The 13,788-nt window shown below is 69.9% G+C and carries 15 protein-coding genes; 6 read left to right on the top strand and 9 right to left on the bottom strand.

The genetic code is table 11. The features are described from left to right. Positions 1-115 precede the first annotated feature (115 nt). Entirely contained in the window at positions 116-1,054 is a 939-nt protein-coding gene (locus tag G6N56_RS17835) for an oxygenase MpaB family protein (protein ID WP_085257787.1), read from the bottom strand. A gap of 99 nt (positions 1,055-1,153) precedes the next feature. Between G6N56_RS17835 and G6N56_RS17830 the strand changes: the two genes are divergently transcribed. From G6N56_RS17830 to G6N56_RS17820, 3 genes are all read left to right on the top strand, one after another. Beyond that, a complete protein-coding gene (locus tag G6N56_RS17830; protein WP_085257786.1) occupies positions 1,154-1,729 on the top strand; it encodes a TetR/AcrR family transcriptional regulator in 576 nt (191 codons plus the stop codon). 60 nt (positions 1,730-1,789) lie between these two features. Beyond that, the gene (locus G6N56_RS17825; protein ID WP_085257785.1) at positions 1,790-3,166 is read left to right on the top strand and encodes a bifunctional lipase/adenylate cyclase LipJ; all 1,377 of its coding nucleotides are present in this window, start codon (positions 1,790-1,792) and stop codon (positions 3,164-3,166) included. 119 nt (positions 3,167-3,285) lie between these two features. Further along, positions 3,286-4,023: a class I SAM-dependent methyltransferase gene (locus G6N56_RS17820; RefSeq protein WP_085257798.1), complete on the top strand. Its 738-nt coding sequence runs from the start codon at positions 3,286-3,288 to the stop codon at positions 4,021-4,023. 56 nt (positions 4,024-4,079) lie between these two features. Here G6N56_RS17820 and G6N56_RS17815 read toward each other — a convergent pair whose 3' ends face one another. Together G6N56_RS17815 and G6N56_RS17810 are read right to left on the bottom strand one after the other, a co-directional pair. Continuing rightward, complete coding sequence (locus G6N56_RS17815) at positions 4,080-4,535, bottom strand: SRPBCC family protein (RefSeq protein ID WP_085257784.1); 456 nt, start codon at positions 4,533-4,535, stop codon at positions 4,080-4,082. Between the two features lie 55 nt (positions 4,536-4,590). Continuing rightward, a complete protein-coding gene (locus G6N56_RS17810) occupies positions 4,591-5,283 on the bottom strand; it encodes an SDR family oxidoreductase (RefSeq protein WP_085257797.1) in 693 nt (230 codons plus the stop codon). An 85-nt stretch (positions 5,284-5,368) separates the two neighbouring features. On the opposite strand from G6N56_RS17810, the gene G6N56_RS17805 reads away from it, so the two are divergent. Further along, positions 5,369-5,971, top strand: a complete 603-nt coding sequence (locus G6N56_RS17805) for a CGNR zinc finger domain-containing protein (RefSeq protein ID WP_169717546.1) — start codon at positions 5,369-5,371, stop codon at positions 5,969-5,971. A gap of 10 nt (positions 5,972-5,981) precedes the next feature. On the opposite strand, the gene G6N56_RS17800 is transcribed toward G6N56_RS17805, so the two are convergent. The 6 genes from G6N56_RS17800 to G6N56_RS29505 all read right to left on the bottom strand — a co-directional run bounded on the left by G6N56_RS17800 (position 5,982) and on the right by G6N56_RS29505 (position 11,051). After that, positions 5,982-6,593, bottom strand: a complete 612-nt coding sequence (locus G6N56_RS17800; protein WP_085257783.1) for a class I SAM-dependent methyltransferase — start codon at positions 6,591-6,593, stop codon at positions 5,982-5,984. Positions 6,594-6,605: 12 nt separating this feature from the next. Further along, positions 6,606-6,770 carry a hypothetical protein gene (locus tag G6N56_RS17795; RefSeq protein ID WP_232069090.1) on the bottom strand — a complete coding sequence of 55 codons (165 nt, stop codon included), beginning with the start codon at positions 6,768-6,770 and terminating at the stop codon, positions 6,606-6,608. A gap of 142 nt (positions 6,771-6,912) precedes the next feature. Next, positions 6,913-7,755 carry an SDR family oxidoreductase gene (locus tag G6N56_RS17790; protein WP_085257781.1) on the bottom strand — a complete coding sequence of 281 codons (843 nt, stop codon included), beginning with the start codon at positions 7,753-7,755 and terminating at the stop codon, positions 6,913-6,915. 27 nt (positions 7,756-7,782) lie between these two features. Beyond that, positions 7,783-8,547, bottom strand: a complete 765-nt coding sequence (locus G6N56_RS17785) for a DUF2127 domain-containing protein (RefSeq protein WP_085257780.1) — start codon at positions 8,545-8,547, stop codon at positions 7,783-7,785. Positions 8,548-8,602: 55 nt separating this feature from the next. Continuing rightward, positions 8,603-10,012 (bottom strand): MmgE/PrpD family protein, encoded by a 1,410-nt coding sequence (locus tag G6N56_RS17780; RefSeq protein ID WP_085257779.1) that lies wholly within the window; start codon positions 10,010-10,012, stop codon positions 8,603-8,605. Positions 10,013-10,103: 91 nt separating this feature from the next. Further along, a complete protein-coding gene (locus G6N56_RS29505; protein ID WP_085257778.1) occupies positions 10,104-11,051 on the bottom strand; it encodes a LysR family transcriptional regulator in 948 nt (315 codons plus the stop codon). Between the two features lie 549 nt (positions 11,052-11,600). Here G6N56_RS29505 and G6N56_RS17770 point away from each other — a divergent pair. Together G6N56_RS17770 and G6N56_RS17765 are read left to right on the top strand one after the other, a co-directional pair. Next, positions 11,601-12,896: a calcium:cation antiporter family protein gene (locus G6N56_RS17770; protein WP_085257777.1), complete on the top strand. Its 1,296-nt coding sequence runs from the start codon at positions 11,601-11,603 to the stop codon at positions 12,894-12,896. A gap of 59 nt (positions 12,897-12,955) precedes the next feature. Then, positions 12,956-13,783, top strand: a complete 828-nt coding sequence (locus G6N56_RS17765; protein ID WP_085257776.1) for an SDR family oxidoreductase — start codon at positions 12,956-12,958, stop codon at positions 13,781-13,783. The last annotated feature ends 5 nt before the right edge of the window (positions 13,784-13,788 follow it).

Below are 13,788 nucleotides of genomic sequence, written 5' to 3'. Positions count from 1 at the left end.
CCGTCGAGTGTGCGCCCAAGGAGTCGAGTGTGATCTGGGGGTAGAGATTTCGCAGATCGGGAGCCCACGACGCGCACAGGACGCCCCGGATGCACACCCGAGGCCCGAGGGCGCCTCAGGCGGCCGGGCGGTTGTGCAGCCGTCGCGGGTCGACGCCCGTCCGGTCCCACGCCGCGGCCGCCCAGGGCAGGTAGATCGCCCGCACGGGCAGCCGGTTGATGAGCGGGTTCAGCGCCCGCACGGCGGCGGCAAAGCGCTGGAAGCGCCTCTCCTTCTTGGCGTCCCACTCCAGTCGGCAGACTTCGCGCATCTGCGGCGGCAGGGTCCCCACCAGGACGAGCCGGGTGTAGGCGTTCAGCGGCGCGGACAACACCTTCCACAGGGGCCTGGGAATCCAGCGCGGGCCGGGAATTCCCTTGCGGATGTAGCCGGTGCCGTAGAGGACGGTCTGGTGCGGGACGAATCGGTCGAGCATCTGGTCCCAGTACGCGACGAATTCGTCGTAGGTCTGCGGCTGGGCCCGGTCGCTGACGCCGTAGAGGCCGTACCAGACCTTGCCCTCGTCGAAGATCTGCTCTTTCTCCGCGCGGGACAACCTGCGGATGAACGTGTCGGTGTTGTAGATGACCTGGTCGACGAACGTCGCGTGCGCCCAGTAGAACAGCTCGGGATTGAGGGCGTGGTACCTGGAGCCGTCGCTGATGGTGCCCTTGATGGGCTTGTGGAAGTCGCGCACCCGGCGGCCCCACCCGTGCGGGTCTTCGGAGTAGACCGTCTTCATCAGGGGCGGGGCGGTGCGCTTGGCGCGACCCAGCGTGTCGCTGAAGATCACCGAGTGGTCGAGCACCCCCTGGGCGAGCTGCTCGATGCAGTTTTCCACGCCGGCGGTGCGCTGGAACCCGAAGAACTGGGTGCGGTTGTCCCCGTAGAACTTCCAGATCAGCGACTCCGGCCCGAGCCGGGGGCCGGTCGCATCGGCCGGTCCCTCCACGGGCATCGGCACCGCTTCCCGAACGCCGGTGTCGAAATCGTGGCGCGCCGATCGCGCTGTCATAGGTGGCCCCCATACCCGCCGGTGGTGCAGAGAAACGAAAACGTATCTTTGTGTCACCATAACAGCGGTGCGCCGAGCTTGCCGAGGGGGTCGCTATTCATGCAGGACCACAGCCCTGAGGGTGGTCTCGACGAAAAGATCCTTGACACGGCGCGGTCCGTGTTCGAGACCTATGGCGTGCGCCGCGCGAACATCGAGGACGTCGCCGCGCGGGCCGGGGTGAGCCGCAGCACCGTCTACCGGCGCTTCCCGACCAAGGACGACCTGTTCGAAAAGGTGGTGCGCCGGGAGGCCGAGCTGTTCTTCACCGCGCTCGACCAGGCGACGACCGGCTGCACCCCCCAACAAGCGGTGGTCGAGGCGTTCACCCTCGGGGTGCGCCTGGTGCAGGATTCCCCGCTGTACTCGCGAATCGTCGAGAGCGAACCCGAACTGTTCGGCCTCTTCTCTAGATCGCACGTCTTCCCGATCCGCCAGTTCGCGGACGGCATCGCCCACACCCTGCGGCGCTGCGGTGCCGGCAACCCCGAGGCCGAGCTGGCCGACATCGCCGACATCCTGCTGCGGGTTGCCTTGGGCATCATCGTGTTTCCCACCGACCGTCTGGACACGTCGGATCCGGCGGCCGTCCGCGCGTACGCCGACCGTTATCTGGTGCCGATCATCGGCCGCTAGCACACGGCCGTCGCAATCGGGACTGTCCCAAATGTCAGGGCCCTGCACTAGCCTGAAGTCATGGCTGGGCCTCCTGGGGTTCCGCGGACCCGGTACGCCAGCTGCAGCGAGGTCGACATCGCCTACCAGGTGTTCGGCGACGGTCCGACCGACCTGCTGGTGCTGCCGGGGCCCCTGATTCCCATCGACTGCGTCGATTCCGAGCCGTCGATGTACCGCTTCCACCGGCGCCTGGCGTCCTTCAGCCGGGTGATCCGGTTCGACCAGCGCGGCATCGGCCTGTCGTCGCGGGTGGGCTCCGTCGACGCGATGGGGCCGAAGTCGTGGGCGCAGGACGCGATCGCGGTCATGGACGCCGTCGGGACGGAGCGGGCGACGATCTTCGCCCCCGGTTTCACGTCGCTGGCCGGCATCGTCTTGGCCGCCGACTTCCCCGACCGCGTCTGCAACCTGGTGGTCTTCAACGGCGCGGCGCGGACCCTGCGCGGCCCCGACTACCCGATCGGCGCCGAGATCGCGCCGAGCGATCCCTACACGACGATCGCGATCGAGCCCGACGCCGTCGAGCAGGGCTTCGACATCCTCGGCATCATCGCTCCCTCCGTGGCCACCGACATGGCCTTCCGCGCGTGGTGGGACCACGCCGGAAACCGCGCGGCGTCGCCGAGCATGGCTCGCGCCTTCATCAGGAAGATCCGGGAGGGCGACGTCCGCGAGGCCCTCGGCCGGATCGGCCAGCCGACGCTGATCCTGCACCGCGACAATCCCGCGTTCAGCCCGGTCGCGCACGCTCGCTACATGGCCGATCGCATCGCCGGAGCGCGCCTCGTCGAGTTGCCGGGCGAGGACTCGTTGTACTGGGTCGGCGATACCGGTCCCATGCTCGACGAGATCGAGGAGCTGGTCACCGGCGTGCGGGGCGGCTCGGATTCCGAGCGGCTGCTGACCACCATCGTGTTCACCGACATCGTCGGCTCGACGGAGCGCGCCGCCCGGCTCGGGGACCACCGGTGGCGCGACCTGCTCGACAACCACGACACGATCGTGCGCCACGAGTTGCAGCGATTCTCCGGGCGCGAGGTCAACACGGCCGGGGACGGATTCGTCGCGACCTTCAGGAGCCCCAGCGCGGCCATCGCCTGCGCCGATGCCCTCGTCGACGCGGTGCGTGTGCTGGGCATCGAGGTGCGGGTCGGCATCCACGCGGGCGAGGTCGAGGTGCGGGGCTCGGACGTGGCCGGCATGGCGGTGCACATCGGTGCCCGGGTGGCGGCGCTCGCCGGTCCCAGCGAGGTCCTCGTCTCCTCGACGGTGCGCGAGATCGTCACCGGGTCGCGGCACCGCTTCGCGGACTGCGGCGAGAGCGTGCTCAAGGGCGTGCCGGGCCATTGGCGCCTGTGCGCCCTGGTGCGGGAGAACGCCGCCGTCAGGCGGTAACCAAACCCACATTGCCGAGGCCTCCACGTCGCCGGCGGCCCGGCGTAGGCTCCCATCCGGGGAAATCCCCCCCATCGACTTCTGGCTCATGGCTTGGTCTTTGACCTCAAGGAGTGCGCATGACCGACGTGCACGTCTCGCTGCCCCCCGCGCTGCGGCGAGCGCTGGACCTGCTGGCCGACCCGCCGGCGGACCCCGACGTCAGCAAGGGATATCTCGATCTGCTCGGCTCCGGCGACGATGCCGTGCCGAAGAACACCGGACCGATCCAGGCGGCGTGGGCGTCGCCCGTCGGCTCGATGCTCTACGACAACGCCCAGGCCCTGTCGCGCCGGTTGATCAGCGCGTGGCGGCTGCCGATCGACTGGTTGCGCATCCCGCCCGGCGGCGTCGCCCTCGACGTGGGCTCCGGGCCGGGCAACATCACCGCGTCGCTGGCGCGCGCCGCGGGCCCGGACGGGCTGGCGCTGGGTATCGACATCTCCGAGCCGATGCTCGAGCGTGCGGTCCGTAACGAGGCCGGCCCTCAGGTCGGGTTCATCCGGGCCGACGCACAGCGGCTCCCCCTGCGCGACGACACCGTCGACGCGGTGGCCTCCACCGCGGTGCTGCAACTGATCCCGCACCCGGCCGCGGCCCTGGCCGAGATGGCGCGCGTGCTGCGCCCCGGGGGCAGGCTGGCCATCATGGTCCCGACGGCGGGAAGCCTGGCCCGGTTCTGGCAGAAGCTGCCCAACGCCGGGGCGCACGTGTTCGGCGACGACGAGATCGGCGACATCCTGGAGGACAACGGATTCACCAGCGTGCGGGTCAAGAACTTCGGCACGTTCCAGTGGGTGCGCGGCACCAAAGCCTGAGCCTCAGGCGCCGTGCCGGCCGCCGGCCGGTGGCGGCAGGCCCACCCGGGTTCGTCTCATTGATCGGTCGTCTGCGCGAGCGTGGCGAGCCGATCCATCGACTCGCGCAGCATCTCCGGCGTCATCGAGCGCGCCGTCTCCAGCCGGGCGGGGTCGGTCAGCGCCGTCCAGTCGTAGGTGTGGGTGACGCTCGTGAGACCGCTGTTGATCGGGTTCAGTTCCCAGCGCCACAGGTGACCGGGCGGCAGCCTCTTGGGTTCGGCTGGGCGCCAGGCGATCACGCTGCCCTCGATGAACTCCACGACGTGGTTCTCGCGGACGGCGCCGTTGGTCAGCTTCGTCTTGAAGACGTCGCCGACCCGGCGCACCCGCTGCCCCGGCTCGGCCGAGGCGAGGTTGTTGTTACCGTCCCAGCTCGGCTGGCGCGAAGGGTCGGCGATCAATTCGAAGATCCGCTCCGCGCCCGCCGAGATGACCCGGGTCGCGCTTACGATGCGGTCTGGTTCAGCCATACTGCTATCCAAACACGCCCCGGGTCAACGCGTTGACGGCGTCCGCCCGTCGGGCTCACCCGGCCCGCAGCGCCTCGATCGGTCCAGACAGCGCCGACTTCACGTAGCGGGTGTCGTCATCGGCAAGCACCTCGGCGTCTCCGCGCTCGATGCCGTCGACGATCGCCAGAGCGACGTCGCGCGGCTGGTTCTTGGGCACGTCGAAGCCGTCGGTCATATCGGTTTCGGTGTAGCTCAGGTGCACCCCGGTGACCAGCGTGCCCTGTTTTTCCAGCTCGAGGCGCAGGGAATTCGTCGCCGACCACAGGGCCGCCTTCGAGTCGCCGTAGCCGCCGGAGCCGGGCAGCCAGGACAGGATGGACAGGATGTCAACCAGCGCCCCGCCGCCGTTCTCGGCCAGGATCGGCGCGAACGCCTTGGCGACCCGGAGCGCCCCGAAGTAATTCGTCTCGAAGACCGCCCGGGCCTCCTCGATGTCACTGCTCAACAGCTGCCGGGCGGCGAGAACGCCGGCGTTGTTGACGACGATCTCCGCATCACCGGCCGTAGCCGCCAGCGCCGCAACGGAATCGGGCTTGGTGACGTCCAGTTCGACGCTCACCACGCGCGGGTCCTCGCTCGGCTTCGGCGCCCGGGCGGTGGCGTACACCTTGGCCGCACCGCGATCCAGGAACTCCTGCACGACGGCCTTGCCCAGACCGCGCTGTCCCCCGGTGACCACCACCGTCGCCCCTTTGACATTAACCATGATCCACACTCCTTGACGTAGGTAAACTGTGTTTGGATCTGTCACGCTAATTGTCTGCGGTGACATAGTCAAGTAGCATTTGCATATGTCATATGCATGGTCTGCATCACACCGGTACGGGATCGCTCCGGCGCCCGGCGGCCTGGGACTGGTTCAGGATTTCCTGAACACCGCGGGCGCGGAGGGCTACGGACCGGACCTGCTGGGGGACACCGGGCTCGCCGGGGACTGGGCTGCCGGCGCGGTAGCGGCCTGGTCGCAATCGCGCGGTGTCGAGGCGCGGCCCCCGACGCTCGACGAAGCGGACCTGGCCCGGCTGCGCTCGCTGCGGACGACGATCGGCGCGATCATCGCCGGGCGGCCGCCGTCGGACGCCGAAACGCGTGGGGTCGCCGCGTCGTTCGTGCTGGCCGGCACCGAAGTGCGCCTGCAACCCGGCGGCCGCGACTGGCGGTGGCTGGCCTCCGCGCTCTGGGGCGAGATCCTGCTGAGCCAGCAGGCGGGAACCTGGCGCCGGCTCAAACAATGCCGCAACCACCGCTGCGGGGTGACGTTCTACGACCGCTCGAAGAACAACAGCGGGGTCTGGCACGACGTCAAGACCTGCGGCAACGTCGCGAATCTGCGCGCCTCGCGCGCCCGCCGGCGCGGGCGCGGGCGCGGCGCCGAGTCCAGCGGAACAGAATGAGCCTGTCGGATCAGGCCTTTCGCCAATGCAGGCGGTATCGGTAGTAGAGGCCTCGCCGGATCCGAGCCCCGGGCAAGACATCGGCCGCCACCCGCCGAATCTCGGCGAGGCTTTCCGGCGGCTCGGCGACGGCCACGCCGATGTCGCGGGTCTCGCCATGCAACCACGAACCCGCGCGCGCGGCCGGCGTGCAAAGGACCGCCCACGTCCAGTCGGTGACGCTCTTGTTGGCCGACAGGCCGACGACCGCCAGCTCACCTCCCGGCGCGAGCAGGCGGCGTGCCTTGAGCAGCGTTTCGCGCAGCGGTAAGTGGTGCAAGCTGGCCACGAAGGCGATCAGGTCGTAGGACCGCTGGTCGGCGGCGAAACTTTCGAAGCCCGTCAGCTCCACCGTGGCGTTGCCTACGGCCCTCAACCGCGCCCGCGCGCGGCCGACGGCGCTCGCGTCGGCATCCACGCCGACCACGCCGCGCGACACCGCGGCCACCCGCTGGACCAGCAGCCCTTCTCCGCATCCCACGTCGAGGACCCAGCCGCGCCGGCGCGCCGCGATGCCGACCAGCCAAGGGTGGTAGGCGGCGTTGTGATTCCAGTAGTCGGCGCGATTCAGGTGGTCACGCACGGGCGAAACGCGTCAGCAGCGCTCGGCACCCCGGGGCATGAGGCGGATGCGCGGTCCGGCGTGGTGCTGCCTATTCTTGAGCACGGCGTTGAGCGCGTCGCGGCCGCGCGCCTTGATCGGGGAGACGACATCGAGGTGGCTGGCGCTTCGGCCGATCAGGGCCTGCAGTGTTGGCACTATCGATCCTTCGTCCGTTCGGCGGGTGTGCCGACTCATTGCATTGCACGGTAGTCCCTTTACAGGATCTCCGCGCCCGGGTGAATGGCGCGGAAAGCCGGGTTGTGGTGTCACCCACAAGAGCGGCGATACGCGGCCGCCGTCACACACCGCGGAACCTACGCAGGTAACCGGGCAGCCGGCGCGCCGGGACCGGTTTCGGCCAGTCGTCGGCCCGGAAATAGGCGTCGGTACCACCGTCGACGAACACGACGCTCCCGCACAGGAAATCGGCGGCCTCCGACAGCATGAAGCACATCCATGAGGCCAGCTGCCCCGCCTCACCGAAGCCGCCGACCGGCACCGGAAACGATCGAACCGCCTTGGCCTGCCGGGGATTCGACAACTGCTCTTGCAGGAGCGGCGTCATGACGGCGCCGGGCGCTAGGGCGTTCAGCCGCACCCCCGCCCCGGCCCATTCGGACAGCACCGCATGCCGGCGGACCCATCGGCTGACCGCGATCTTCGATGCGGCATACATCATCGTCGGTGCGGCCGGACCGAGCAGCCGTACCGATCGCACCGCCTTGTCGGCGTCGTCCGCCAGCAATGCCCGCACGGTTCGCCGCGGCACCGCCGGCACAGTCGTCGCCGAATTGCTCGCAATGACGACGACCTTCGCCTTGTCGGCCGCCGCCAGCGCCGGCCGCCAGGCCACCAGCGGTTCGACCACCCCGAGGTAGTTGACCTGGGCGATCATGCGCGGACGGTCCCGGCCCGGGCTCGGGCCCAGGCCGGCGGCCAGCACGGCACCGTCGAGCTTGCCTCCGCAGGCCGCCAAGACGCCCTCGGCGGCACGCCGACGCCCGTCGGGGGTCGACAGGTCGGCGCTGACGTCGGCGCCTTCGATGTCGACGCCGATCACGGTGTGCCCACCGTCCCGGAGCCGCAGCGCGGTCTCCCGGCCCATCCCCGAGCCCGATCCGGTGATCGCGTAGATGCCCATTGGAATCTCCGTTCGAGCCGAGCGAGATCACGCCCGGGCGGCGGCCCGTTCCACGTCGAGCAACTGTTCGCCGCGCCGCTCCGCGTCGTAGGCCTTGCGCCCACCGCGCAGGCCGAACAGGCGCTTCGACACCAACAGGTAGACCACGGCGGCGACGTTGATGGTGAAGGTCACCAATCGGGTCATCGTGATGCCCTTGGCCAGGTCGTGCAGCTCCAGCGGCAGGAAAACCGACGTGGCCACCACGGCGAAATACTCGCCCCACCGCTTCAGCAGCCACAGCCCGACGGCCTCCACCACCTCGATGAGCGCGTAGGCGGCCAGCATCGCGGTCAGCAACGCCAAGGTGGAGGGGCGTGCGGCGAGCGCCTTCTCCAGCTCGTGCACGATCGTCATCTGATCGACCCTGAATCCGGCCGCGCGGAACACCGGCAGGTCACGGTCGAGGGTGGCCTGGATGGCCCCGCGGGCGCCCCGGAACTTCCACACCGCGTACGCCGCCAAGGCGATCGCCACCGCCCGGAAGAGGCGCTCCACCGCGAGGGCGCGAAGGATGATGGCCTGCCGTAAAGCCTTGCCGCGCAAGATCATCGGCGCGTCGTCGGCCTGGCCGCGCCCCTCGGGTTCCCCGAGGGTGAACTCTCCGCAGCGCAGGCAGCGCCACACCTCACCCAGTCCGGTGTTGCCGCTCAGCCTGTCGGCGAGGGCCGTGTCGTCGGGCGCATAGGTGACGTGTCCCTGTATCCCGCAGGTGACCAGCTCCCACCGGTTGATGCCGCGATCGTTGCGCATGGCCACCGATCATCCAGCGCGGGCGGCGAGCCACGCAAGGGGGCGCGCGCGACGGTCAGAACCGCGGCCTACTGCGCCGAACACGCGGAGTGGGGCTCACCGCCCCCAGCAGGCCGGCCAGGTCCGCAACGGTGATGTCCTCCAGCCGATCGACCGCGGCGACGATGTCGGCCCGCAACGCCTCGCCACAGAAGGGCTCGGCGAGCCAGGCGAACTTGTCGACGACCCGCTCCCAGGACAGGGGCCGCGTCGGGGATCCCTCGTAATCGGCTTGCTCCCTGCTGAATTCGCGCCCGTCGCGGGTCACCACGCGTACGCGCGCGGCGGTGCGCCGGGGATAGTCGGAGGTCAGGTCGGCGCCCGGCTTCACGTCCACCCGGGCCAGCAGGTCCTGCACGTCGTCGCGCCGAACCCGTTCGTTTTCCAGCTGTTCGGGCCCGACTCCCCCATCCAGAAGCGCCACGGCGCTCAGATACTTGAGGTTGTAGTCGGCCTGCTCCTTGGTCAGCGGCCGGCTCTTGTCCCCGTAGGCGCCGCCGCCGGCGAAGTCATACGCGCCCTGGAACACCTCGAGGTCGACCCGCGCGACGTCGTGGCCGCGCAGAGCGTGGTCGCCGCGAATTGCGAGCACGGCGTCGATGACGACCTGGCCGTGGATGAGCGCGCAGTACTTCTTCAGGTACGTTTCCTCGACGCAGGCGAGCGCGCGGTCGTCGGTGCGCAGATCGATCGGCTGCTCGAACAGCTGCGTCAGGCCGTGCGGTCCTTCGAACAGCGCCTTGGGCCCGGTGACGCCGCGGCGGGCCAGCATCGTGGTGTACACCGCGCGCATGCCCGTGATGGCCGGCGAGATGCCCTTCCAGTGCGCGACGGGCTCGGCGTGCACCGCCGCCAGCGACACGTTGTCGGCGGCGGCCGCCGCAATGGCGTTGGCCGTCTGTTCGGCGTCCAACCCGAGCAGCTTCGCCGCGCCCGCGGCGACCGACATCGACAGCTGCAGAGCATGATTGAGGCCACGCGCCATGACGGGAACCTGAGCGCTGAACCGACACTGAACCTCGTAGGCGATCGCGAGCGCGAGGAGGAAGTCGCCCCCGCCGGCGCCGGTGTGCTCGGCCACGGCCAGCACCGGCCCGAAGTTGTCGGCGGGGTGGCACAGCCCTCCGGAAGTCAGGTAGGTGTCGAGCAGGTCGGGGTAGCGCACCAGCACCGCATTGAAGAAAGCGGCCTGGTCCACCGACGCCCGGCCGCCGCCGACCAGCGTCGCCGTGGGAACGCCGCTGAACTCGTCGGTCTGTTGCCGGATGGTCGGAATCAGTTCGCCGTCCAGCGAGCCGGCGGCGCACGCGATGCTGTCGAGCACGTTGCGTTTGAGCAGCGCCCTGGCCCGGCCGGCCAGGTCCGCGGGCTCCGCGCCGACGACGAAGTCGGCCAGCTCCTCTACAAGGTACTTGTGTGCCACCATTTTTCGCCTCCCACGCCGTGCTACATCCACCGAAGCGCACCTACGGGCCGCCGTCCAGGACCAATCCCTTACGTGTGCTTCGGCGGGATTCCTACCGCAGGTCGCTGAGGGCGCGCAGGTGTGGGTCGTCGGGCGGGACCCACCACCGCTCGGCCGGCGCTGTCAGCCAATCGCGGCCACGTGCGGCCGCCAGCAGGGACTCCACCACACCGCGAACACCGGGCCGGTCGTCGTCCTTGCGGTGCAGCAGCGACCACGTCCACAGGGGTACCGGCGCGGCGACGGGTCGCCGGCCCAGACTCGGGGGAAGTGCCGCGGTGTGCCGCTTGGGTGACGCCAGCACCGGGGCGCCGATCCTGCGGACATGAGCGTAGAACGCGACCCCGGTGACGCCACCGTCGTCGATCCTCACGATGCGGGCGCCGGTGTGCGCGGCGAAGTCCCCGGCGAATCGATTCCACGACGACCATGCCGACTCGTCGGCGTCGACGAGCACCTTGATACCTTGGGCGGCAACGGGTTCCGAGGAACTCTGCCCGGGTAGGACGGCGTGCAACGGCTCGAGACGGAGCGGATGCGCGGTCAGCTCCCGCGCGCCGATATGTTCGGCGGTGACCCACGCCAGCGCGACGTCGAGCGTGCCTTCCGCGACGCGGTCGGCCTGCGTGTGCGACGGCAACACCCATTCGTCGAGGCGCAACGCCACGGACGGGCCGACGATGCCGGTGATGTCTTCGGGTAACCAGCTGACGTAGCCCAGGCGCACCGGCGAGCTCGACGCGGCGGCCCGTTGTAGTCGGCGCTTGGCATCGTCGGCCATCGACAAGATCCGGCGGGCGTCGGCGAGCAGGGAGCGTCCCGCTTCGTTGAGGCGGACGCTGCGCCGGTCGCGCACGAACAGGTCGGTGCCCAGTTCGCGCTCCAGCGCGAGGATCTGCTGCGACAGCGCCGGCCCCGAGATATGCACCCGCTGGGCGGCGCGGCCGAAGTGCAGTTCCTCGGCGACGGCCACGAAATAGCGCAGCTGCCGCAGTTCCATACCGCGAGCGTAAGCGCCTCTCACCAGCGGTCGGAAGCGCGACTTACCGCCCACGATACGGCTTCGGCCTCGCCGGGAGCTCGAGCACGGCGAGCACCCGGGCCGGCGGCGCTGACGTCGATCCGCGGGCGCTTGGCTCCTCCGCGGCGACACTTCTCGACCTGAAGCGAACATTCGAGGATTCATATCGACAACTCGAGAAAATGAACGTCGACAACTCGAGAAAATGAACGGTGCGGGTCCCGGCGACCGCCGCCCGGCGTGGACCGGGGTCGCGTGCGGCCAGACGGCGCCGCAGGGTTTGCGATCGCGCCGACGTCGCGACCAATGCCGGAATCCGGGGGCCCGGACCGTCGACGGCGGAAGGTTTGCCCAACTTTAGAATCAGGGCAGCCTAACTTCGGCATTAGCAGCGCCCTGGCCAGCAAAGAAAGGACTCCGACACGCCGGTGCGGCGCCAGCGGCGTGCGTTGCTGGGATGGGCGGTCGCGGGGTAGCTTGGGTAGGCAGATCGATCCGGCGAGCGGCACCTCTCCCCCAAACCGAAGGATGACGATGATCACCGACAGGCCCGCTGCCGCCGCCTCGACCAAGACACACGCCGGCACGCGCACCCTGACCCGGTCGGCGCTGATCACGGCGGTCTTCATCGTGCCGGCCGTCGTGGTCCGGCTCCTCGGGTTGCGTCCGGACCCGGTCGCCGCCCTGCTGGTGTTCGGTGCCGCCGTCGTCGCGGCCAGCTTCCTGCTGGCGTGGGCCGCAGAGGCCGCGCAAATCGATGTCTCCGGCGGGGTCGCCATTGCGGTCCTTGCGCTGGTCGCCGTCCTCCCGGAGTACGCGGTCGACCTCTACTACGCGTACGTGTCCGGCCACAACGCCGACTACACGCAATACGCCGCGGCCAACATGACCGGATCCAACCGGTTGCTGATGGGCCTGGGCTGGCCGGTGGTCGTGCTGGTCGGTGTGGTGGCGGCGCGCAGGTCCGGGGCGGGCAAGGCCGCCGGGTTGGCGCTGCAGCCAGCCAATCGCGTCGAACTGGGGTTTCTGCTCATCGCTGGCCTGGTCGCGTTCATCATCCCGGCAAGCGGGCAGATCCACCTGGGGCTGGGGCTCGCGCTGCTGGCCTGGTTCGGGTTCTACCTCTACAAGGTCAGCCACGGCGATGTCGAAGAGCCCGACCTCATCGGTACCGCCGCCGCGCTGGGCGAACTCCCCGACGTGGGGCGGCGCGTCGCGGTCGTCGGCCTGTTCCTCACGTCCGGCGCGGTGATCCTGCTGTGCGCCAAGCCGTTCGCCGACAACCTGGTCGCGGCGGGCACCGAACTGGGCATCGATCGGTTCCTGCTGGTCCAGTGGCTCGCCCCGCTGGCCTCCGAGGCCCCGGAATTCATCATCGCGATCATCTTCGCCGCGCGGGGCAAGGGCACCGCGGCCATCGCCACGCTGATCTCCTCGAAGGTCAACCAGTGGACGCTGTTGGTCGGATCGCTGCCGGTGGCCCACCTGCTCGGCGGTGGCGGCCCCACCCTGGCACTCGACTCCCGCCAGGTCGAGGAGGTGCTGCTCACGGCCACCCAAACCCTGATGGGGGTGGCGCTGATCCTGGCGCTGCGTTTTCCCCGAAGCGCGGCGTGGGCACTGCTGGTGCTGTTCGTCGTCCAATTCCCGATCGTCTCGACGAACGGGCGGCTCCTGCTCTGCGGTGTCTACACGGCGGTGGCGCTCGCCGGGTTGATTGTCAACCACCGGCACCTGGCCGCGACCCTCCGCGCGCCGTTCCAGGGTAGGGCCGTCCGGCACAGCGGTCATCCGCACCACGAGGAATCCGTTCTGCCGACTTAGGCGCCGGCGACCGGCTAACATCCCGAGTCGACCCAGACCGAAACGGATGTGGAGCGCCAGTGGCTCGAGAGGTGTTGACCGTTCTCGGCGTGGGCGGCATGGGTCAGGCGATCGCCCACCGCCTCGGTCCCGGCAAAACGGTGCTATTGGCCGATAAGGACGAGGCGGCGCTGACCGCGGTCGCCGGGGCGCTGACAAGCGCCGGTTACCACGTCGAAAGCCGCGCCGTCGACGTCTCGTCGCCGGATTCCGTCCGCGCGCTCGCCCACCATGCCGCCTCGCTCGGCGCCGTCACCCAGGTGGTGCACACGGCGGGGCTGTCCCCGGCGCAGGCCTCCGCCGCCGCGATCCTGGCCGTCGACCTCCTGGGTACCGCCCTCGTGCTGGAAGAATTCGGCCAGGTCGTCGCTCCGGGCGGCGCGGGTGTCGTCGTCGCCAGCATGGCGGGTCACATGTTCCCGGCGCTCTCCGCCGAACAGGAACGCGTCTTGGCCCACACCCCCGGCCGCGACCTCCTCGGGCTCGATTTCGTCAGCCCCCACAAGATCACCGAACCCGGCATCGCCTACGGCATCGCGAAGCAGGCCAACCACGTTCGAGTGCGCGCCGCGAGCGCGCAGTGGGGAGCCCGCGGCGCGCGGGTCAACTCGATCAGCCCGGGCGTCATCTCCACACCGATGGGTCAGCAGGAGCTCGCCTCCCCGGTCGGCGACGGCATGCGGGCGATGATCGCGGCCTCCGCGACCGGCCGCCTGGGGACCCCCGGCGACATCGCGGCGGCGACCGCGTTCCTGCTCGGACCGGAGGCCTCCTTCATCACGGGCACCGACCTGCTCGTCGACGGCGGTGTCATCGCGGCGATCAAGGCGGGCAGCCCCGCAGTCTGACCGCG

Source organism: Mycobacterium saskatchewanense (assembly GCF_010729105.1).
Taxonomy (GTDB): domain Bacteria; phylum Actinomycetota; class Actinomycetes; order Mycobacteriales; family Mycobacteriaceae; genus Mycobacterium; species Mycobacterium saskatchewanense.
Note: the sequence above shows the minus strand (reverse complement) of the source record. Positions and strands in the feature narration are given on the sequence as shown.

Excerpts from the sequence above, each read along its gene's own strand:
- G6N56_RS17835 (WP_085257787.1), bottom strand. The coding sequence starts at position 1,054 with ATGACAGCGCGATCGGCGCGCCACGATTTCGACACCGGCGTTCGGGAA.
- G6N56_RS17830 (WP_085257786.1), top strand. The coding sequence starts at position 1,154 with ATGCAGGACCACAGCCCTGAGGGTGGTCTCGACGAAAAGATCCTTGAC.
- G6N56_RS17825 (WP_085257785.1), top strand. The coding sequence starts at position 1,790 with ATGGCTGGGCCTCCTGGGGTTCCGCGGACCCGGTACGCCAGCTGCAGC.
- G6N56_RS17820 (WP_085257798.1), top strand. The coding sequence starts at position 3,286 with ATGACCGACGTGCACGTCTCGCTGCCCCCCGCGCTGCGGCGAGCGCTG.
- G6N56_RS17815 (WP_085257784.1), bottom strand. The coding sequence starts at position 4,535 with ATGGCTGAACCAGACCGCATCGTAAGCGCGACCCGGGTCATCTCGGCG.
- G6N56_RS17810 (WP_085257797.1), bottom strand. The coding sequence starts at position 5,283 with ATGGTTAATGTCAAAGGGGCGACGGTGGTGGTCACCGGGGGACAGCGC.
- G6N56_RS17805 (WP_169717546.1), top strand. The coding sequence starts at position 5,369 with ATGTCATATGCATGGTCTGCATCACACCGGTACGGGATCGCTCCGGCG.
- G6N56_RS17790 (WP_085257781.1), bottom strand. The coding sequence starts at position 7,755 with ATGGGCATCTACGCGATCACCGGATCGGGCTCGGGGATGGGCCGGGAG.
- G6N56_RS17785 (WP_085257780.1), bottom strand. The coding sequence starts at position 8,547 with ATGCGCAACGATCGCGGCATCAACCGGTGGGAGCTGGTCACCTGCGGG.
- G6N56_RS17780 (WP_085257779.1), bottom strand. The coding sequence starts at position 10,012 with ATGGTGGCACACAAGTACCTTGTAGAGGAGCTGGCCGACTTCGTCGTC.
- G6N56_RS29505 (WP_085257778.1), bottom strand. The coding sequence starts at position 11,051 with ATGGAACTGCGGCAGCTGCGCTATTTCGTGGCCGTCGCCGAGGAACTG.
- G6N56_RS17770 (WP_085257777.1), top strand. The coding sequence starts at position 11,601 with ATGACGATGATCACCGACAGGCCCGCTGCCGCCGCCTCGACCAAGACA.